Source organism: Paenibacillus sp. MY03 (genome assembly GCF_002165585.1).
Lineage (GTDB): Bacteria > Bacillota > Bacilli > Paenibacillales > Paenibacillaceae > Pristimantibacillus > Pristimantibacillus agaridevorans.
The window spans coordinates 147,269-167,137 of sequence record NZ_MXQD01000013.1 but is presented as its reverse complement, the minus strand read 5'-3'; the positions used below and the strand labels follow the sequence as shown (position 1 = coordinate 167,137).

The 19,869-nt window shown below is 49.5% G+C and carries 15 protein-coding genes; 14 read left to right on the top strand and 1 reads right to left on the bottom strand.

Annotated elements, in window-relative coordinates:
- Positions 1-27 precede the first annotated feature (27 nt).
- The 4 genes from B1748_RS15540 to B1748_RS15525 are packed head-to-tail and all read left to right on the top strand — an operon-like array spanning position 28 to position 6,203.
- On the top strand, positions 28-2,085 hold the full coding sequence (locus tag B1748_RS15540) for a YIP1 family protein (protein ID WP_087568847.1): 2,058 nt from the start codon (positions 28-30) through the stop codon (positions 2,083-2,085).
- A complete protein-coding gene (locus B1748_RS15535; protein WP_087568846.1) occupies positions 2,078-4,327 on the top strand; it encodes a DUF5696 domain-containing protein in 2,250 nt (749 codons plus the stop codon). Before B1748_RS15540 ends, B1748_RS15535 begins: the two co-directional genes overlap by 8 nt.
- 1 nt (position 4,328) lies before the next feature.
- Positions 4,329-5,213 (top strand): carbohydrate ABC transporter permease, encoded by an 885-nt coding sequence (locus B1748_RS15530; protein ID WP_087568845.1) that lies wholly within the window; start codon positions 4,329-4,331, stop codon positions 5,211-5,213.
- Between the two features lie 9 nt (positions 5,214-5,222).
- Positions 5,223-6,203: a carbohydrate ABC transporter permease gene (locus B1748_RS15525; RefSeq protein WP_087568844.1), complete on the top strand. Its 981-nt coding sequence runs from the start codon at positions 5,223-5,225 to the stop codon at positions 6,201-6,203.
- 76 nt (positions 6,204-6,279) lie between these two features.
- On the opposite strand, the gene B1748_RS15520 is transcribed toward B1748_RS15525, so the two are convergent.
- Entirely contained in the window at positions 6,280-7,050 is a 771-nt protein-coding gene (locus tag B1748_RS15520) for an IclR family transcriptional regulator (RefSeq protein WP_087568843.1), read from the bottom strand.
- A gap of 464 nt (positions 7,051-7,514) precedes the next feature.
- Between B1748_RS15520 and B1748_RS15515 the strand changes: the two genes are divergently transcribed.
- The 10 genes from B1748_RS15515 (at position 7,515) to B1748_RS15470 (ending at position 19,853) form a co-directional block, all read left to right on the top strand.
- The gene (locus tag B1748_RS15515; protein WP_087568842.1) at positions 7,515-8,099 is read left to right on the top strand and encodes an SGNH/GDSL hydrolase family protein; all 585 of its coding nucleotides are present in this window, start codon (positions 7,515-7,517) and stop codon (positions 8,097-8,099) included.
- 216 nt (positions 8,100-8,315) lie between these two features.
- Complete coding sequence (locus B1748_RS15510; RefSeq protein WP_087568841.1) at positions 8,316-10,070, top strand: sensor histidine kinase; 1,755 nt, start codon at positions 8,316-8,318, stop codon at positions 10,068-10,070.
- Between the two features lies 1 nt (position 10,071).
- On the top strand, positions 10,072-11,460 hold the full coding sequence (locus B1748_RS15505; protein WP_087568840.1) for a response regulator transcription factor: 1,389 nt from the start codon (positions 10,072-10,074) through the stop codon (positions 11,458-11,460).
- A gap of 62 nt (positions 11,461-11,522) precedes the next feature.
- Positions 11,523-13,199, top strand: coding sequence for an extracellular solute-binding protein (locus B1748_RS15500; protein ID WP_087568839.1), 1,677 nt, complete (start codon positions 11,523-11,525; stop codon positions 13,197-13,199).
- A 92-nt stretch (positions 13,200-13,291) separates the two neighbouring features.
- The gene (locus B1748_RS15495; RefSeq protein WP_256975703.1) at positions 13,292-14,329 is read left to right on the top strand and encodes a phosphotriesterase family protein; all 1,038 of its coding nucleotides are present in this window, start codon (positions 13,292-13,294) and stop codon (positions 14,327-14,329) included.
- 54 nt (positions 14,330-14,383) lie between these two features.
- Positions 14,384-15,589 (top strand): M24 family metallopeptidase, encoded by a 1,206-nt coding sequence (locus B1748_RS15490; protein WP_087568837.1) that lies wholly within the window; start codon positions 14,384-14,386, stop codon positions 15,587-15,589.
- Position 15,590: 1 nt separating this feature from the next.
- Positions 15,591-15,971 carry a sensory rhodopsin transducer gene (locus B1748_RS15485; RefSeq protein ID WP_087568836.1) on the top strand — a complete coding sequence of 127 codons (381 nt, stop codon included), beginning with the start codon at positions 15,591-15,593 and terminating at the stop codon, positions 15,969-15,971.
- On the top strand, positions 15,968-16,867 hold the full coding sequence (locus B1748_RS15480) for an ABC transporter permease (protein ID WP_087568835.1): 900 nt from the start codon (positions 15,968-15,970) through the stop codon (positions 16,865-16,867). The genes B1748_RS15485 and B1748_RS15480 overlap by 4 nt, the downstream gene beginning before the upstream one ends.
- Before the next feature lie 17 nt (positions 16,868-16,884).
- Entirely contained in the window at positions 16,885-17,769 is an 885-nt protein-coding gene (locus tag B1748_RS15475; protein ID WP_087568834.1) for a carbohydrate ABC transporter permease, read from the top strand.
- A 5-nt stretch (positions 17,770-17,774) separates the two neighbouring features.
- Positions 17,775-19,853 carry a hypothetical protein gene (locus B1748_RS15470; RefSeq protein ID WP_087568833.1) on the top strand — a complete coding sequence of 693 codons (2,079 nt, stop codon included), beginning with the start codon at positions 17,775-17,777 and terminating at the stop codon, positions 19,851-19,853.
- The last annotated feature ends 16 nt before the right edge of the window (positions 19,854-19,869 follow it).

The following is a 19,869-nucleotide window of genomic DNA, read 5'->3' as shown; positions in this document are numbered from 1 at the left end:
GTGGCTACAGAGGGGGGGCTGTCGACAATGAGCCTTATGCGAAATGGCTTTAGACATTTAAAAGTAAAAGTGATTGCCTTATTGTGCCTGCTTTGTTTGCTCTTTCCGTCCCTTATTTCCGCCGGTCCGCCTTATAGAACGGTGTATATCGATCATTCCGTTGGCGGAATGCAGTATTATGTTCAACCGATTTATCTCCCGGAGAAGGTGATTGACGGCAATGATATGGCAGTGCCGCTGAGCACGCCGAGCGACCTGTTTGTCACAGGCAATGGGGATGTTTATGTCGCAGATACAGGCAATAATCGGATCGTCCAATTTAATGATCAGGGCCAATACATTCGGAGTATTGGCGACGAAGAAGGTCCGGGCACTCTTAATCAGCCGGAAGGGGTGTTTGTTGCCGAAGATGGCGCGATCTATGCGGCGAATACGGCAGCCGGGACCATCGTCAAGTTCGATGCGGATGGTCAGGTTGAGCAAACGTATGCCAAGCCGGTGTCGAATGTGTTGGGCGACGACTATCATTTTCTGCCGACAAAGGTGGTCGTGGATGCTCGCGGCGTGATGTATATCGTCGTTAAAGATACGCATCAAGGCTTGCTTCGCATGAATCCGGAAGGCGAGTTTACCGGATTTTTCGGGGCGAACAAAACGAAGCTGACGTGGCTTGATCAGTTGAAAAGGTCGATCCTCTCGAAAGAAATGCTGGCTAAAGAAATAGCCAAACGGCCGAACTCGATTCAAAATGTGACGCTCACGGGGGACGGCTTCCTATTTACGACAAGCACGGGCAAAACGAACGACGGGCAAATCAAGAAGCTGAATGCCGGCGGGTTTGACGCTTTTCAGAATAAACCGTTTTTCGAATATGATTTGGTTGATACCGCTTACGACTCCCAAGGCTTTTTGTATGGGATGGATCGGGTCAGCGGAAATATAGCCATCTATGATCCAACAGGCGATCTTTTATTTTATCTGGGCGGAGCGGATAAAAACGCTCGTCAGCTTGGGATGGTCAGCTTTGCTTCGAGCCTTGCCGTCAATGCCAATAATGACATATGGGTAGCGGACAGCGGCACGAATCTGATTCATATCTTTAAGCGAACGAGCTTCGGCGACACATTTCTGAACGCAGCCCATTATTATTACGAAGGCGATTATGCCAAGAGCAAGCCTTATTGGGAAGAGGTTATTCGGCATAATGGCATGCTGAATATTTCGTTTAACGGGCTTGGCAAAATTGCGCTTCATGATCGAGACTATGAGCTTGCGATTGATTATTTTAAGCAGTCTTATGATGCGGAGGGTTACTCGGATGCTTTCTGGAGTCTTCGATACGACTGGCTCCAGCGATATTTCTTCGTTTCTCTAGTTTCATTGATCGTTTTGACAGCGGCGCTTGTCTTCTTGTTTAAACGGGCGAAAACATTCGTTCGCAGTCGGACGTGGCATCCTAAAGTAAAGCAATACGGAAGCGAATTAGGGGATGCATTTTATTTAATCTTTCATCCTTATAATGGATTTTACCGGCTGAAAGAAAGAAATATATCGTGGTTCGTCATTATTTTAATCGTATTGCTTGCAATCGGCGTTCATATCTGGTCGATATTTGGCTCCGGATTTATCGCCCATCCTTTCAATTTAGCCTGGTTCAATGTTAGACTCTCTCTCCTTATGCTGATTGCGCCTTGGTTAACGTGGATCATCGCCAATTATTTGGTCAGCTCCGTTAAGGGCGGCGAGGGCCGTTTCCGGGAAGTGCTTCAAGCAAGCACCTTTGCGATTGTTCCATTTATCGTGATGACGATACCGGCTACACTCCTTTCCAATGTGTTGGTGCTTGAAGAATGGATTGTCATTGATCTCATCCATCAACTCAAGTGGCTGTGGATCATTTTATTGCTTTTTGTGATGACGCAGGTCATCCATAACTTCGATTTTCTCGAATCCTTTAAAAATGCGGGAATTACATTGTTCACCATTGGAGTGATGTGGATCTTTATTATTATTTTTGTTGCGCTTAGCGGCAACCTGCTTGATTTCTTTAACCAAGTGTATCGGGAGGTGATTAACTATGGCTAGAAGGCTATGGCCAAACAGCAAACGATGGCAACGCATTGCAGCAGCCTCTTCCGCAGTGGTCATCCTTGCTGCCGCCATCATTATTTTGGGGTGGGATCGGCAGCCGTCCCTGCAGTCCATGGGCATTCGTCCGCATTCCATTGACTTAATGGCGGTTGTGGAGGGTGAACAATGGCAGCCTCCCGCTGCCGGGGGGGATGGCTTTGTTGATGTGGCGGACAATGGCTCGTTTGCACTAAAGATTGACCCTCGCACAAGCCAAATTACCGTACTCGATAAGAAGAGCGGCTACTTGTGGCGAAGCAATCCGTCAAAGGAGCAACTTGGCAAAGAAACCGTTCAAGGAGCCCTGCTGGCCAATCTCGAATCTCCCTATATATTGGAATACGTATCTGGCAGTCAGCCGAGACGCTTGGTGAAAAATTCGATAGATTCGAAAATCGAGATCAGTTATACGTTAATGGGAGACAAAGGGATTCAAGCCAGCTATACCTATCCGGAACTGCATCTGTCCTTTGTTATCCAATATGTTTTGACCGAGCACGGGCTGGAAGCGCGCATACCAAGCGAGGGCATTGTAGAATCGGGCGACAACAAAGTATTTGCCATTAATCTGTTGCCTTTTTTTGGCGGGGTGTCAAAGGCGGAGGAGCCGGGATACTTGTTCGTGCCGGATGGGCCGGGCGGGTTGATCTATTATGATCGAAAGCGGCCAGCCAATATTAATAGCTACGAATTCCCTATCTATGGAACCGATATGGCAAGCTTGAAGGTAAGCAATGAAAATAGGGGAAGACGCGAAGAAATCGGCTATCCCGTGTTTGGCCTAAAACGGGGAGAGCATGCATTTGCCGCCATCGTAAAAGAAGGACAATTCTCAGCTTCAATCAAAGCTGCGCTTCCCGGCCAAGTATCCAGCTATCATACGGCGAGCGCAAACTTCAGCTATCGCGAAGAATATGGTCGGAGAGTAAGCGGAGTTACGGATCAACTCGTCATAACCATTCAAAAGGAAAGGACGCAGCACGACCGCAGCGTGGAGTATCGATTGTTGTCCGGAGAGGCCGCGGATTACGTCGGCATGGCGCATAGCTATCGCGATTATCTGGAGGAAAACGGCATGCTGGGCAGCCCGTTGCCGCAGACAGACAATGTGCCGATCCAGTTGTCTTTTTTAGGGGGAGGGACAAAGCCGAAATTCGGCGGCAGCGATTATGAGCCGGCAACCACTTTCGACCAAGCGGAACAAATCGTCGAAGAATTGATGCAGCAGGGCGTGACCAATATGAGGCTGAGTTATCAAGGCTGGCAAAACAGCGGCCGATATGATACGGATGAACGATTCCCCGTTGTCAGCGAGATTGGCGGCAACGAAGGAGCGAAGCGATTTATTCAGTCCATGCATGAAAAAGGTTTTACGGTTTATTTCGAAGATTATGCAGCATGGAGAAATTCGAGCGCTTCTTCTTTCGATATCAAATCAGATGGCATTCGCTCGATCGACTCGACAGTACTGCAATTTAAACAGGGAGGCATACGACCATACACTGAATTCATTGTCAATCCGATCAAAATCGTCCAAGCGCAAAAAGAAGTGATTGATCAACTGAAGGAGCTTGGGGTGGACGGCATCCATTATATCGACGGGCCAGGCGATGAATTGTTTAGCGATCACAACGAAGATGCTCCGCTTACAAGAAAGGAGACGGCCTACTATTACGAGGCGTTGCTCGATTACACCCGCAAGGAGCTGGGTGGAGCCGGCGTATATAAAGGCTTCAGCTATTCGCTCCAGCATGTCGATTTCGTCCAATCGCTTCCATACGATTGGAGTTACGATATGATCATCGACGAGATGGTTCCTTTTTATCCAATCGTCGTTCACGGAATGATTGAATATACGGCGGCGCCTGCTAATGAACGCAACGTTTATGATAAGGAGCTTTTGAGAGCGATTGAATACGGCGCTATCCCGTTTTTCGGGCTTACTTACGAGGAGAATCGGGTGCTAAAGGATACGGATTATGTATTTATTTTTAGCAGCGAATATGACATCTGGAAGGATCGGATCATAGAAGAGTATGGGAAGTTCAACCAGCTCGCCTCCGTGTATCATCAACGAATCCGCGATCATGAGAAGCTGGCGGAAGGGGTATACGCAACGACTTACGAGGACGGCACAACCGTACAAGTGGATTACAACAGGAACCAATTCGAAGTGACGAAGGGGGGAGCCAAATAAGATGAACAACGAGAAAGCACGGCGCAAAGGGTTATTCGTATTCCGAATGCAAGAATACGGCGTCGGATACTTGTTTATGCTTCCCTGGATGATCGGTTTTGCGGCTTTCGTTGCTTTTCCTGTTGGCTGGTCATTATACAACAGCTTTAATACGCTTTATTTTCGGGCGGGGGGGTTCTCATACACATGGGTAGGTCTTGAAAACTATAAACGGGTATGGTTTGAAAATAGCAATTACCGCATCGAGTTGATAACGTTATTGCAGGAATTGGTCATTATCATTCCTTTAATCCTCATTTTTTCGTTTTTCGTAGCTCTGTTGCTCAATCAAAGGTTTCCCGGCCGCGGAGCGATGCGCGCCATCTTCTTCCTGCCGGTCATTTTTGCCACCGGGCAAGTGGTGATGGAGCTATTTACGCAGGGAGCAGGCGAGCTGCCCTTTATCGAGCAATATAATATTGAGGCCATCATCCATAAAAATTTTGATGAACGGACAGCGGCATCGCTTGTTGGCATTCTAAGCCAAGCCGTTATTATTTTGTGGTATTCCGGCGTGCAGATCTTAATCTTTATCGCCGGATTCCAGACGATACCGAAAACGATCTATGAGGCCATTCGCGTAGACGGCGCGTCGCCCTGGGAGAGCTTTTGGAAAATCACCTTTCCCGCCATGGTCCCCTTTATAGGGTTGAACGCCGTCTACACCATTGTCGATTTGTTCACCTTTCCGTTTAACAGCATCTTGGGCATTATTACGAGCAATATGTTTTCTCCAACGACAGGCTACGGTTATGCAAGCGCAATGGCATGGTTGTATTTCGCCTTAGTCTTATTGCTGCTGTCTGTAACGTTGGGCTTGACCTACCGTGCGACAAAAGGAAGGTGAGTGTACACGATGAAAATGGAAGACTCCATTAAGCAGATCAGGCTGGAAGTGACAAAAACTTTATCGAGCCGCAGATCGCAGCAGGTTAAGCGGGTTTTGCTCGGTCAAAATGTAAACGATGGACTGGTCGCGAAATTGATCATTTTTGTATTGCTGACGGTTATTGCGTTCCTCTACTTGCAGCCTATTCTCGAAATGATTTCAACCAGCCTCAAGAGCGTTCCGGATCTTATCGACCCGCTCGTACAATTAATACCGCGAGAGCTGTATTGGCAAAATTATATCGATGCGTGGGATGGGTTGCGCTATGTCGAAGCTTTTTTGGATACGATCTTTATTTCCTCTTTGGGATCGCTGCTGCAAGTGCTGTCCTGCTCGATTACCGGCTATGCGCTAGCACGGCTGCGCTTTCCGGGGAAAAATATATTTTTTGTTCTCATTATTGTTACTTTTCTTGTTCCGCCGCAAATAACCGTTATTCCCCTCTATATGATTTATGATCAGCTTAATTGGCTAGACACGCCGCTTGTTGTATTTATACCTGCGTTGTTCGGCCAGGGTTTGCGCGGCGCTTTGTTTATTATTATTTTCAGGCAGTTTTTCCTGGCTCAGCCGAAAGCGCTGGAGGAAGCGGCCAAGATGGATGGAGCATCGATCTTCCGCCTGTTCTTCCGCATTATGCTGCCGCTTGCCGGCGCGGCAAGCCTTGTTGTGTTCTTATTTTCGTTCGTCTGGTATTGGAATATGAACAGCGATGCGGCTATGTTTCTTAGCAATGACTTCACCCCGTTGTCGATGAGATTGAACTCGCTCACAGCGGAGTTGATGGGCAATGAAGTGGTTAACGTCGGCGCTTACGGCAAGGATCCCGTCTCTGAGGGACCGAAGATGGCAGCCGCGTTTCTAATCATTATGCCGCCGCTAATTGTGTACTTGATTGCCCAACGCTGGTTTACAGAAGGAATTGAACGTACGGGGCTTGTAGAATAACAGTCATGCGCGGCGAGACGTTCGCCAAAAAAAGGCCGTCAGGCTCCCCTGACGGCTTTTTGCTGTACGATTGGCGTTAGTGCTGCTGATAGACCTTGCTGCTAAGTTCTTCGCAGGATCGTTTGATCCAATCATGCACCCTGCCCCACAACTCGCCAGTAATACGAACGACTGGTATAGAGATGCTGATGGAAGCAACCACCTTGCCCTCTGCATCCAAGACAGCGCCTGCAATGCAATGTACGCCGTCGACCGTTTCCCCCATGTTATAGCCGAACCCCTGAGTTCTTACTTTCTCCAGCTCCTTCAAGAGGTCGGGAAAGGTGGAGATCGTCTTGTCTGTAACCTTTTCTAGTTGATCGGTCGGATACAAGTCCCGCAGCTCCTCCATGGACAGATCGGCAAGTATAATTTTTCCGGATGCCGTAGCATGGAGAGGCAATGTTGTTCCCAAGCTATGATTAAAACGAAGCGCATGCGAGCTTACTTTCTCGCCAATGTATTGAATTTGATTTCCCACCCGAATGGCCAAGCTGACGGTTTCGTTGACATCATCGATAATTCGTTCCGCTATTTGATAGTACTCTCCGGTTAAGCTCGTATTTCGCATGTAGCCGGATCGAATGGTAAACAGCTTGTAGCCGATGCGGAACTGTTTTTTCGACCGATCCGTCTCCAGATACCCTCTGTTTAACATATTTTGAAGAATGAGATACGTGCTGCTTGGCGGCATATTCAAGCTTTTGGCGATTTCGGTCAGATTATAAGATTCCTGTTCACCTGTAAAAAGCTCAAGTATGTCAAGCACACGATCTGCTGATTTAACCTTTGGTGCCTGTTGACTCATATTTCCAACTCCACCCTTCATAGAAAAGATTTCATAAATATGAAACCTAATATGATTCTACCTTATTTGCCGCGAATTGTCGATATGCCTAATTACTTCGAGTATAGGCGGGTAAGGCGATTTTTCCGCAAGCGTCTCTTAAGGCGAAAAGCGTCCATAGGCGTTATTAACGCTTATACCTGCAAAAAGTAGGCGAACGAGCAACTGTAGGCGTTAAAAACGCCGATGGACCGGAAAGTAACTCTGATTAGTGTCCATAGGCGTTAGTACCGCCTATGGCACCAAAAAATAGGCGAACGAGCGACTGTAGGCGTTAAAAACGCCGATGGAAGACATGAGTGGACTTTTTGACACGATTCATGGTCTTTTTGATAAATAATATTCATATGACCGAGAGTACACTGAAGAAGAGTTAGAATAATCGCGTTGACCTTGCAGGTCAGCTAGATGCGGAGGAGAGTTCGATGAAAAAGGTTCTTTTATTAGGTGATTCCATTCGTATGGGATATGACGAATATGTCAGGGATCTTTTGAAAGATAAATGCGAGGTTTATTACGACGATAAAGACAATGGCCGTTTTGCGGCGTATACGCTCTGGCAGGCCAACCAGCTTTTTAGAAAACATGGCAAATTTGATGTTGTCCACTGGAATAACGGTTACTGGGATATGAACATCGAAGCGCCCATGACGGAAGCGATACATCCAATCGTTGAATATATTCATTTTTTTAAAAGAATTATTGGCGAAATTCGCAACAATGGCGCGGCGATTATATTCGCGACAACCACCCCTGTGCTTAGTAGCGGCTATTCGCTGGATAACACAGGGACAGCCGTACATATCCAATTCAACAATGATTGGGTTGTCCATTATAATGAAACGGCTAAACGGGTGGCGGCCGAAGAAAGCATAACGGTCAACGATTTATATGAGCTAATGCTGCAAGATAAAAGCTATTACAAGTGCGAAGATGGCCTTCACCTCACCGAAGAAGGTTATAGGTTATGCGCCGAGCAAGCAGCAAAACTGATCCTGGAGAAACTGTAGAGGGAGTGGCATCGGTCGAGCGGACTTTAAAATCGCGTCCGGTGCGGAACAAACGTAAGTGCGATTTGTATTTTACCGAACCGGGTGCTAAAAGGAGGCAAAGTGCCCTTATCTTTGTGGCCAAAGATAAGGGCATTTTTTTAAATTTTTATAAGGTGATACTGTAGTCATTCAAGTTAAAATATGAGGTATATATAAATCGGGGGAGTTGATAAAGTGTGGTCAAAGCTTAAATTTGATAACATACCTATTTTTACCAAAATTATTGTTACATTTATGATTATCGTCTTGCCTTTGTTTACATTAAGCCTCGTGTTAAACGAGCTTGGCAAACGAGAGGTGAAAAGCCAAATCTCGCACTCGATCTCGACAACGATTCATTATTATTTCGCCAATCTGGAGAAGGAGCTGGAACGTGTTATCCGGGCACAGCAAACTTTCGTAAATGATGAAGATCTGCTGAAGCTGAGCAGTGCCAGTTCCATTCTGTCCGCTTATCAGCGAAGCAAAGCGATTAATGATTTGACGGACAAGCTTGTTGCCCTCAAGGACTCTAGCAGCTACATCAAGGATATTACCGTATACATCGATTCGATGGGGGGCGTCGTATCCACTTCTCACCTGATGGACCAACCGGGCATCAAGGAAGAGATGGAGGCAGTAGCGCTTGCTACCTATACCAATGGCGTCCCTATAACCGCCTGGGATCATCGACTGCATCTAAATTTAACTTATCCTACCTTTTTGTTGAACAAGGATAACGATTGGAAGCCGCCGGCGTTTATTCACAATATTGAACTATCGCAAGAAGCATTGGCAGGCGCGTTGGCGTCTTTTCCTCAAGAAGGGGGAGCCTTGCTTTTTAACTCGAATTGGAGCCTTTCTAATGATCATTATCCGGAAGCGATTGAAACGGTGAGGGCCTATGTAGAACAGCGCGAAGGGCTGTCCTTATCGACGGAGCAAGTGAGGGTCGGCAAAGAAAATTATGTGGTTGTTATTGATTCTTCCGCTTTTCTCGATGCGACTCTGGTCTTTTATTTTCCCGAGAATCTATTAGTCGGCCAGCTTAAAACTTACGGTACCTGGTTTTGGCTGCTTGTAGGCAGTTCCCTGATTATCGTTGTCCTGTTCTCGTATGGGATCTATCTTTTGATTCAACGACCTTTGCAAATGCTGGTTCGCCGGTTTAGAAGTGTGGAGGAAGGCAATTTAAATACAATCCAGATGCCCTTGCGCGCGGATGAGTTCGGTTACTTGTTTAATCGCTTTGACCATGCCGTCAAGCGGCTGCGAACGTTGATTGATGAGCTTTATGTACAGAAGATCAGACTTCAGCAATCGGAGCTCAAGCAATTGCAGATGCAGATTACGCCGCATTTTCTGTACAATAGCTTTTATATTTTGCATCGGTTGATTAAACATAGCGACAATCAAACGGCCGAATTGGTCTCCAAAAACTTGGGCGATTATTTTCAATTCATTACGAGAAACGGATTGGAGGAAGTTGCGCTTAAGGATGAAGTGAACCACGTTCGTTCCTATGTAGAGATTCAAAATGTGCGTTTTTCCAATCGAATCGAAGTCGCGTTCGGCGACTTGCCTCCGGATTGCGAAGACATAAAGGTCCCTCGCTTAATCCTGCAGCCGTTGGTCGAGAACGTTTACGAACATGGGCTTGGCGACACGATTGCGGGCGGGCGTTTGCAAATCTGGTTCCGGCATGAGGCCGGTCAACTGTGGTTTTTCGTTCAGGATAACGGAGCCGGCATGACAGAGACGGAATTCGAGCTGCTATCCCGCCAGTTGGAGGGCTTGGAAGAAGGAGAAACGACCGGGCTCGTTAATATCCAGCGCCGCTTGAAGCTGCGATACGGCGACCGCGGCGGGCTGGAAGTGTCGCCTGGAGAAGAGAAGGGGCTTATTGTCCGAATCTATATCCCCGCCGATCCCAATCACAAAGGAGACTAATATGTACCGTATACTGATCGTCGATGATGAGCCGTTTATTGTAAACAATATCTTTCAGTTGCTCGCCGAAGGTTCGCAAAGGGAGCTGGAGGCTTACCGTGCATTTAATGTTTATGAAGCGCTAGACTGCTTGGCCCATAATCGCATCGATGTTGTTATTTCGGATATTCGAATGCCCGGAATGAGCGGCATTGAATTGCATGAGCGGATTATACACAGCTGGCCAATGTGCAAAGTGATTTTTCTTACGGGTTTCAACGAATTCGACTATGCCCGCAAGGCCATACGCATGGGAGGGGTAGTAGACTATGTGCTCAAAAACGAAGATGACCATGTGTTGCTCGAGGCGGTTGAGAAAGCTTTTGCCGAGTTGGACAAGCTTGAGGAACAGATGAATCAGGATTTGCATGCAAAAACAAAGCTGCAGCTGGCGATCCCTGCGTTGCAAAAAAACACCTTGCTGGAAATGATAGCGGAACCCGTTCCTGCTCCAAAAGTACGCGCGAGGAAGTTTGCCGAATCCGATATCCCTATTTTGCCGGACAAACCCGTGTTCCTTGTCGTAGGAAGCATGGACGGCTGGGAAGAAGGAATGAGCGAATCCGAGAGAATGCTGCTTCTTTACGCCTGTCAAAATATTGCCGCCGAATATTTAATGCCGACTTGCATTCAACTCTCCTTTACCCTGGAGGCTTATAAAATCGTATGGTTTATTCAACCTGGAGCATGGATGGCCGAGGCAGCGGAAGATGACGGGCAGGAGCAGCGCGCGTGGCAGCATTTGAAGACAAGAGTTTATTCGATTATGGAAACCGTCCAGCAAACCTGTACGAAGCTGTTAAAGCATCCCGTATCTTTTGTTATCGCGCGAGAGCCATACGGCTGGGAACAAATCGGGTCCCGAATGAAAGCATTGACGGATTTGCTGGGCCGGTATGCAGGCAACGGGCAGGAGATGCTGATCCAGGATTCGGACAAACCGTCTTCGGCCTACGAACCGGCCGACGGGGAACATGCCGAGCAGCTCATCCTGTTTATACAGCATTATGTCACAGCCCATCTGGGCGGGGATTTAAGTTTAACCGCGCTGGCCACCTTGGTCCATCATAGCCCGACCTATCTGTCCCGATTGTACAGGCGGACGACCGGCATGATGTTATCGGACTATATTACGCAGGAACGGATGAAGAAGGCGAGGATTCTATTGGAGGAAACAGGGATGAAGATTCAGGAGATAGCCGCAACGGCAGGTTATGAAGGCGCGTCCCAGTTCAACCGTTCGTTCAAGCGGCTCAACGGAATGACTCCGCAAGAGTATCGGGAGCGCTCGATCATGGAGAAGGAATTCAAGAAGGCAACAAAGGTCAAGAAAGACAAGGATCGTCGATAGAACGGGGGAGAGGCGTATTTTATAATTGGAGATGCAAGCAAATAGGAACAGGGGGCTGGGATATGAAAGGCAAGACGGCAAATTTATTACTGCGATCCACATTAGTTAGCGTGCTCGTGTTGACCGCGGCCTGCACCAATCAAGGCAATGGAAACAGTACGAAGCCTGAGAACACGGAAGTCGCGGGGAACGGCGGAGCGGGAGAAGCCGCGAGCATGGAACCGCTTGGCAAAATCGATCCTCCGATTGAAGTGACTGCCATCCGAACGGTAAATTCCAATTTGAAGTTCGAAAACGGAGAAACCATCGAGAATAATGCATGGACAAAGCTGTATGAAGATGAGTTTGGCATTAAAATCAAATATTTGTGGGTGTCCGATCCGTCCCAGTACGACCAGAAATTCAACATCGCGATGGCTTCCAACAAACTCGCGGACATTATGCCGGTCAACGGCATTCAATTCAATCAATTGGTGGAAGCCGGGCAGTTAGAGGATTTGACCGAAGCATTGGAAAATTACGGGACGCCGAAAATGAAAGAGCTGCTTATGAAGGACGGCGGGCTCGGGATCGAATCGGCGACCTTCGACGGGAAGCTGCTGGGGCTGCCGGTGAACCCCGGCTCATTTGATACCGCGCCGCTCCTGTGGGTACGTACGGACTGGCTGGAAAAGGTGGGTTTGCCTGAACCGAAAACGATGGACGACGTGTTCAAAATCGCGGAAGCGTTCGTCACTCAGGACCCGGATGGCAACGACAAAAACGATACGCACGGGCTGGGGGCGGCCAAAGATTTTTATGGTCTGGAGCCAGGGCTAGAAGGGTTCTTTAATGGCTACCATGCCTATCCGAAAAGCTGGGTGGAGGATGAATCCGGACAGCTTGTCTACGGCAGCATCCAGCCGGAAATGAAGCAAGCGCTTGCCAAGCTGCAAGAGATGTATGCCAATGGTTATATCGACCGCGAGTTCGGCGTGAAGGATAAAGAAAAATTTATTCAAACCGTAAATGCAGGAAAGTTAGGCATGTTCTACGGCGCCGATTGGTCTCCGCTGTTGTTCCTGGATGGCAAGACGCTTGATCCCGAGATGGAATGGAAACCGTTTCATTTGCCCTCCATCGACGATACGGCTGCCCGGCCGCAAACGGAATACAATATAGACCAATATTATGTGGTGCGCAAAGGCATGAAAAATCCCGAAGCGGCGGTCAAGCTGCTTAATGCGGCTAGCCACGACTGGGATCGGGAAAAGTATCCGTTAACGGATATGAACATGAACGGCGATGTGGAGAAATGGCAATACGCGTTGTTGCAAGCGGCTAATCCGATTCAAAACGTGGAGACCTACGAATATGTTTCCAAAGCAGTGGAGCAACAAGATGAGTCGCTGCTTAATTTGACAAGCAATCCGGGACAGGCGAATTTCTACAAGGGTATTAATGAATTCAATAATGGCGATTTGAACGGTTGGGGTTTTACGAGATTTTTTGACGCGATTACCGTATTGTACGACTACCATACGAAGGATCAATTTAAGATGACGTCCTTTATCTCTGGACCTACGCAGACCATGGTGGAGAAAGAAGCGACCTTGTTGAAAATGGAGCTGGAAACGTTCACAAAAATCGTTATGGGCGAATCCTCTATCGACGCCTTCGATGAATTTGTCGTCAATTGGAAAAATCTTGGCGGGGATACGATTACTTCGGAAGTCGCTAATTGGAAGGCAAGCAAGTAGGGAACAGATTGGATGGAGACTCGGGGGGGCAGGCGCGTATCCGCCTGCTTCTCCCGAGAATCCTACGCTAGGAGATGAATCGATTGTCGATTATGACGGTAACGGGAAAGGTGGGCAAGGATGCTCTCGGATGGGTTCTGCCCCATGAGCATGCTTTCATTGATCTAAGGCGATTGGTGCCGGCGCCCGTCGGCATCGCCCAGCAGAAGCTGGCTGGGGAACAAGTGGAGCTGCGCAATTTCGGAAAGCTGATGCGCAATCCGTATGCCGTGCTGGATAATGCGGTTATTGACGAAGAAGACGTCGTCCGCGACGAGCTGTTGCAGTTTAAGAAAGCGGGAGGGAAGACGTTCGTCGACCTTACCTTGCGCGATATCGGGAGAGATCCGGTTCTATTGGCAGGATTGGCCAGAGAGTTGGATTTGCACATAATCGCAGGCTGCGGCTACTATGTGCGGGGATCGCATCCGCCGGATATGGATGACAAAACGGTCGAAAGCATAACGGAAGAGCTGCTGCGGGAAATTACCGTCGGAATAGACGGAACCGCCATTAAAGCAGGGGTCATCGGAGAAATCGGAACGAGCGAAATCATCTATCCAAACGAACGAAAAACGCTTATTGCCGCCGCTCTTGCCCAGAAGGAAACGGGACTCGGCTTGCATGTGCATACCGATCTGTACACGGAAAACGGCTACGAAATCGTGGATCTATTAACCAAACATGGAGCCGCAGCCGAAAAAATATGCATCAACCATATCGATGTCGATATCCGAATGCCCTATATCAAAGATTTGTTGAACCTCGGCGTATATGTAGAATTTGATAATTTCGGCAAGGAGTTTTATGCGGATAAACGGGATCGAAGCGTGCTGCGCGGCCTATTCGCCCGGGATATCGAGCGGGTCAAGGCGATCAAGCAATTGATCGATTGGGGTTTCCTGTCGCAAATCCTTGTCTCGACCGACGTTTGCCTGAAAACTTGCCTGCATCGTTATGGCGGTTGGGGCTTCGACCATATGCTGACCAATATTATTCCGATGATGGAAGATGCGGGCATAACCCCCCGGCAGATCGAGACGCTGATGTGCCATAATCCTGCGCAATTTATGGATAATGGAGAGTCCTAATATCTTTTAATCGACCAACAACAGAGCTGAAAAACACGAAGGAGGATGGAATGAATGCCAGTCATTCCGCAAGAAGAATTTGCGCAAAGGACCGACAAGCTGCGGACATTGATGCGCGAGCAAAATTTGCAGGCTTGCCTCGTTTACGGTGATGAGTACAGGAAAGAGAACTTGCGATATGTCGGCAATTATTGGCCGCTGTTCGAGCGCGGGGCGGCGATCGTGCCTCTGGAAGGCGAACCGATCATTATTGCGGCTCCCGAGGGAGAGATGTTCTGCCGCGAGATGAGCGCTTGGCCGGATGTGCGGCTGTTGCCCGAATTCAACTGCGTCACGGTGCCGGATCAGATTGAATATCCGCATGCGAATTACACCAGCCTGGCCGCGATCTGCAAGGAACTGCAAGCCGGTACGGCATTGCGCAGGCTGGGCCTTGTCGGACTGGATGCGATCCCTGTCCCTCTTATGCAGGCGATCGAGCGGGGCTTCGACGGGATTGAAATCGTCGATGCATCAGACTTGCTGTTCCGGCTGCGGATGGCCAAATCGCCTTATGAGGTGGCTTGCCTGCAAGAGGCGGCGCGTATTGCCGATGCCGGCTATCGGCTGATGATCGAGCAGGTGCGGCCAGGCATGACCGAACTGGAGCTAGCCGCGCTCGCCTACGGAGAATGTACTCGCCAAGGGGCGGAGAGCATCCCGTTCTGCTTGCTGACGAGCGGCAAACGCGTCGACACGATTATCGGGCGTGCATCGCGCAAGGTGATCGAAGACGGGGATATGATTATGGCGGCCATCGCCGTTCAGGTTGAGGGTTATGTCGCCACGCTGAACTTCCCGTTTGTCGCCGGCGCGATCAGCGAGGAACAGAAGGCCTTTATCGACATCCTTGTTGAAGCGGAGGATATAGCTCTGTCCAAGATCAAGGCCGGAGAGAAGCAAGGCGCGGTCGTCCGGGCCGTCAAAGACTACTTTCGGGAACAAGGGGTGACGCCATACGACCTGTACCCTCCGATGCATGGCTGCGGACTGGCGGAAGCGGAATCGCCGTATCCGGACGAACATGCCGAAGCGCTTTTCGAAGCTGGGATGACCGTCAACACGGACGTCAGCCTGTTCGGGCATCCGCATGGCTCTAATCGCATCGAGGAAAGTCTTTTGGTGACGGAGGAAGGCTACGAATCCATGTCGCCGCTTGTCCGGCATCTGAGCAAAACGTGGAAAGAACAACGGATCATCTCTATCGCAATGGGAGGCTGACATGAGTAAACAGGGCGCGAAAAACTGGTTTATCGTAGACGGCTACTTGCCCTATGCGGGCAAAGTAGAAGGCGAGCCTTTCGAGGGCCATGAAGCAGTCATGATTCTGAATTGTCAGGATGCAGCCGCCGAAGTGTTCATGGATATTTATTACGAAGACCGCGATCCGGATGAGGGGATCCCGATTATAGTCCCGGCGAAGCGGGTGAAATGCCTACGCATGGACCGCCCGCAGGATATCGGCGGCATCCGCCTGGATCGGCAGCTCCAATATTCGCTGCGTTTCAGAAGCAATATAGAAGTCGTCATTCAATACGGCCGCATGGACATTGCGCAGCCGAACCTCGCCTATATCGGCATGATGGGATATGCGGAAGCATGAGCATGCAGAAGCTGAAGCAACAGGTTCCTCTCCACCTGATGCTGGTTCCCGGCATCCTTGTATTGCTTGTGTTCTGCTACTATCCCATGGCGGGGATCGTAATCGCCTTTCAAAAATTTATTCCTATTAAAGGGTTGTTCGGATCGGATTGGATCGGTTTCGGCAATTTTCGTTATGTTTTGAAGATGCCCGATATTTGGCAGGTCCTTTATAATACGGTTTTTATCGCGTCGATGAAAATCGTGCTGGGCATGATCGTTCCGATTATCATCGCCATCCTGCTAAATGAATTAAGAATCATGTTTATCAAACGCGGAGTGCAGACATTGATCTATTTGCCTCATTTTATGTCCTGGGTCATTCTTGGCGGGATATTGGTTGATGTCCTATCTCCTTCGGAGGGGATCGTGAACCAACTGATGCAGGCATTGGGACTGGACACCGTCTTTTTTCTGGGGAGCAACAATTGGTTTCCTTCCGTTCTGATTGTTTCGGATGTATGGAAGGAGTTCGGCTTCAGCACCATCGTCTTTCTCGCGGCGATAACCGGGATTAATCCCGCCTTGTACGAAGCGGCCATCGTCGACGGAGCGAACCATATGCGTCAAATGTGGCATGTCACGCTTCCCGGCATGGTCCCGATTATCGTCCTTATGGCAACGTTAAGCCTCGGCAACGTGCTAAACGCCGGATTCGATCAAGTGTTTAATCTGTATAGTCCGAGCGTCTATCAGAGCGGTGATATCCTCGACACGCTGATCTATCGGATCGGGCTGCTGGATGCCCAGTTCGGGGTTGCCACGGCAATCGGCTTATTCAAATCGGTCGTATCGTTTGTTTTGATCGCGTTGTCTTATTTCCTGGCTTACCGACTGGTCAACTACAGAATTTTTTGATGAAGGGAAGAACCGCGATGCTGCACCAAGCTTCTTTCGCAAGAAAAGCGTTTGTTGTGGGAAACTATTTCTTCCTCATCTCGCTTTCTCTGCTATGCCTGCTTCCTTTAGTGCAAGTGTTATCCATTTCGTTCAGCTCCAGTTCGGCGGCATCTGCCGGCTTGGTCCAATTGCTGCCGGTCGATTTCACGTTTTCCTCTTATGCATACATCATGCAAAAAAAGGAGTTTATCGCTTCTTTTCTAGTGACGCTGCAGCGATTCGGACTTGGCTTCCTGATCAGTATGAGCTTAGCCGTTTTGTCCGCCTATCCGTTGTCCAAGGAGCAAAAGGATTTAAAGGGACGCAGCGTGTACGCCTGGTTTTTCGTGTTTACGATTTTATTTAGCGGCGGGCTGATTCCCACTTATATGGTAGTCAGTCAAACCGGGTTGGTAGATACGATCTGGGCGTTGGTCATTCCGGGCGCGGTTTCCGTATTTAATGTCATCTTGCTGCTGAATTTTTTTCGGGGTTTGCCCAAGGAAGTGGAAGAATCGGCGTTTATGGACGGGGCCGGTCATTGGACGGTATTGTGCAGAATGATTCTGCCGATGTCCATGCCGGTTCTGGCAACCGTCGCCCTGTTTACGATGGTATTTCATTGGAATAGCTGGTTCGACGGACTGATCTATATGAACTTTCCCCAAAACTATCCTTTGTCTACCTATTTGCAGTTAATGGTTATTAACAGCAATCCAATGAAGACGGATCCCAATCATTTGAGCGGCATCTTGGAAATATCCGAGCGAACGACCCGTTCCGCCCAAATTTTTCTCGGCGCGTTGCCGATTTTGATCGTGTATCCGTTTCTTCAGCGATTTTTTGTCAAAGGCATTGTACTTGGCAGTGTGAAGGGATGAGCAGAATGAGCGTAATAAGCAAGACGAATGCAAGCAGCAGTGAGGCCGGCGGTGCCGTTGCAGTTTCTTATGAGCGCTGGGTTTGGATCGAACTCATCGGCTTCGACAACGGGCAGCCGGATTATGCCGTCCAGGCTTATCTGGACAAAACGGGATTTATACCGGACAGCGTCTCCCTATTGTTCTATACGCCGGATTTTGTCCATGCGCATAAGGGGATGGAGGCGGAGTGGCGGCTGCCGATGGAGATCTGCTCCTATGGCGCGCGTCCTTATAGCAGGGATAGGGCCAGGCAGGCATGGACCAATTATGAACTGCGGAGTCTCGTGCAAGAGCTGCAGAAGCATGGGATCGAGGTATACTGCGCGTTTTTTGATATTTTTCAGTTCGACGGAGAGGACGGCAGCGAGGAGTTGGCCAAAAGCGTTTGGTGCGCCGACCATCCCGAGCTGTACGAAATGCGCAAGACGGGCGAGCCTTTCCCGGGCATTAATCCGCTGAGGCGCATGAAGGACGGCAGCTATTACGAGGATCGGTTTGTTCCTGAATTAATGGAGGTGCTGGAAGACTACGGATTCGATGGCTATCACGGCGCAGACGGTTATACCAGCCCCAGGCTGACTCTCGCGGAAACCGACTATTCCGATGATATGGTCGAGCAGTTTCTCCAATGGAGCGGCGCGGCGCTGCCCGGCGATTTGCCGGCCGTCTGCGATCGCGACCCCGGCGACATGGAACGGCGCGCGGACTGGATCTGGAACAACCAACGGTTGCAATGGATCGAATTCCATGGCAGCAGATGGGCGCAGCTCTGGCGCAAAATTATGGCAGGGATACGTCAAGCCGGGAAAAAGGCGTTCGTGAATACGGCGTGGACGAGAGAACCGTTCGAAGCTCTGTATCGATACGGCGTCGATTACAAGATGCTGGCGGAAACGGGCATTGACGGCTTTATCGTCGAGACCGTGGGCGCATCGCTGTCTGCGGGGGCCGGCGAAACCGAATACGAACCGGGTACCGAGTTTATGTCCATGCTGCTGATGATCAAAGCGTATGTACCCCATACGAAGCTGATTTGCCTGAATGCGCTGGCGGATACCCACGAGCAATGGGATGCGATCAGCCATGCGCCAACCGTGCTGGAGCGGGATATCCATACGTTAACGAGCATGTATGTCATCGAGAGTGGGGAACCGACACGATGCACGGCGGGCTTTATGGCTTGCCTCGGGGACGGCATCAGCCGGGAAAACTGGAGATGGATTACCGCTCGCTGGAATTTGGGGTTCGCAGCGCGGCCGCAGCGTATCGTCGGAGCCGCGTTGGTCTGGTCGGACGCCATGTTGCAAGCTTCCTTGCAGGAGTATGCGGAGCTGCGGACATGGCCTGCGCATAAGTATGCAAATGAGCTCCTGTCTCGCGGCGCGCCGGTACATTCGGCCATCGGCATCCATAACGTACCGGCCTTCGATGGTCCGATTCTCGTAACGAATTTGCATTTGCTGCCAGAAGGGGAACTGCAAACCGTACTTGCTTATCGAGGCGGGGCAGCCATTTTGATCGGTCGTCTTACGGAGCGTGTCGCTGCGGCGCTAAGACAATTCGATGTTCATGAAGAGCATGATGCGGGCAAGCAGATTTGCGTCGTTCGTTCTGCTGACATGGATACCGGCAGCATTTACTTTATGGAAGAACATCAACCGGAAGCGCAGAAATGGACAACGGGACCGGCGCCGGTTGTCGATGCGATCGCCTGGACCAAGAGCTTGGACTTCCGTCCGGTAGCCGAGTCGTTTCTTACCCGGGCAGCGCTTGAGATCATCGAGGTCGTCCAAGCGCCCAAAGTGTGCAAGAACGAAGCTTTTATTGGCGTTGCCGCTATTGAGGTGGCTGTTAACCGCCAACGGCTTCTGCTTACCAATACGCATATCAATTATAAATCCGCGCATGTAGATATGGGCAAGCCCATTCAGCGGATTGAAGTGTTGACGGAATTTCCCGGCGTTCCCGTCAAACCTCGCGGTTCTGCATTTAGTCTGTATGTACCAGGGAGAGGGGCGGTTATTGTAGACGTTAGCCTGTAAATTAGCCGGTCAAATT

Bases quoted from the DNA above. Each gene is read 5' to 3' on its own strand.
- B1748_RS15495 (WP_256975703.1), top strand. From the start codon at position 13,292: ATGACGGTAACGGGAAAGGTGGGCAAGGATGCTCTCGGATGGGTTCTG.
- B1748_RS15490 (WP_087568837.1), top strand. From the start codon at position 14,384: ATGCCAGTCATTCCGCAAGAAGAATTTGCGCAAAGGACCGACAAGCTG.
- B1748_RS15525 (WP_087568844.1), top strand. From the start codon at position 5,223: ATGAAAATGGAAGACTCCATTAAGCAGATCAGGCTGGAAGTGACAAAA.
- B1748_RS15515 (WP_087568842.1), top strand. From the start codon at position 7,515: ATGAAAAAGGTTCTTTTATTAGGTGATTCCATTCGTATGGGATATGAC.
- B1748_RS15470 (WP_087568833.1), top strand. From the start codon at position 17,775: ATGAGCGTAATAAGCAAGACGAATGCAAGCAGCAGTGAGGCCGGCGGT.
- B1748_RS15475 (WP_087568834.1), top strand. From the start codon at position 16,885: ATGCTGCACCAAGCTTCTTTCGCAAGAAAAGCGTTTGTTGTGGGAAAC.
- B1748_RS15505 (WP_087568840.1), top strand. From the start codon at position 10,072: ATGTACCGTATACTGATCGTCGATGATGAGCCGTTTATTGTAAACAAT.
- B1748_RS15535 (WP_087568846.1), top strand. From the start codon at position 2,078: ATGGCTAGAAGGCTATGGCCAAACAGCAAACGATGGCAACGCATTGCA.
- B1748_RS15540 (WP_087568847.1), top strand. From the start codon at position 28: ATGAGCCTTATGCGAAATGGCTTTAGACATTTAAAAGTAAAAGTGATT.
- B1748_RS15530 (WP_087568845.1), top strand. From the start codon at position 4,329: ATGAACAACGAGAAAGCACGGCGCAAAGGGTTATTCGTATTCCGAATG.
- B1748_RS15520 (WP_087568843.1), bottom strand. From the start codon at position 7,050: ATGAGTCAACAGGCACCAAAGGTTAAATCAGCAGATCGTGTGCTTGAC.
- B1748_RS15485 (WP_087568836.1), top strand. From the start codon at position 15,591: ATGAGTAAACAGGGCGCGAAAAACTGGTTTATCGTAGACGGCTACTTG.
- B1748_RS15480 (WP_087568835.1), top strand. From the start codon at position 15,968: ATGAGCATGCAGAAGCTGAAGCAACAGGTTCCTCTCCACCTGATGCTG.
- B1748_RS15500 (WP_087568839.1), top strand. From the start codon at position 11,523: ATGAAAGGCAAGACGGCAAATTTATTACTGCGATCCACATTAGTTAGC.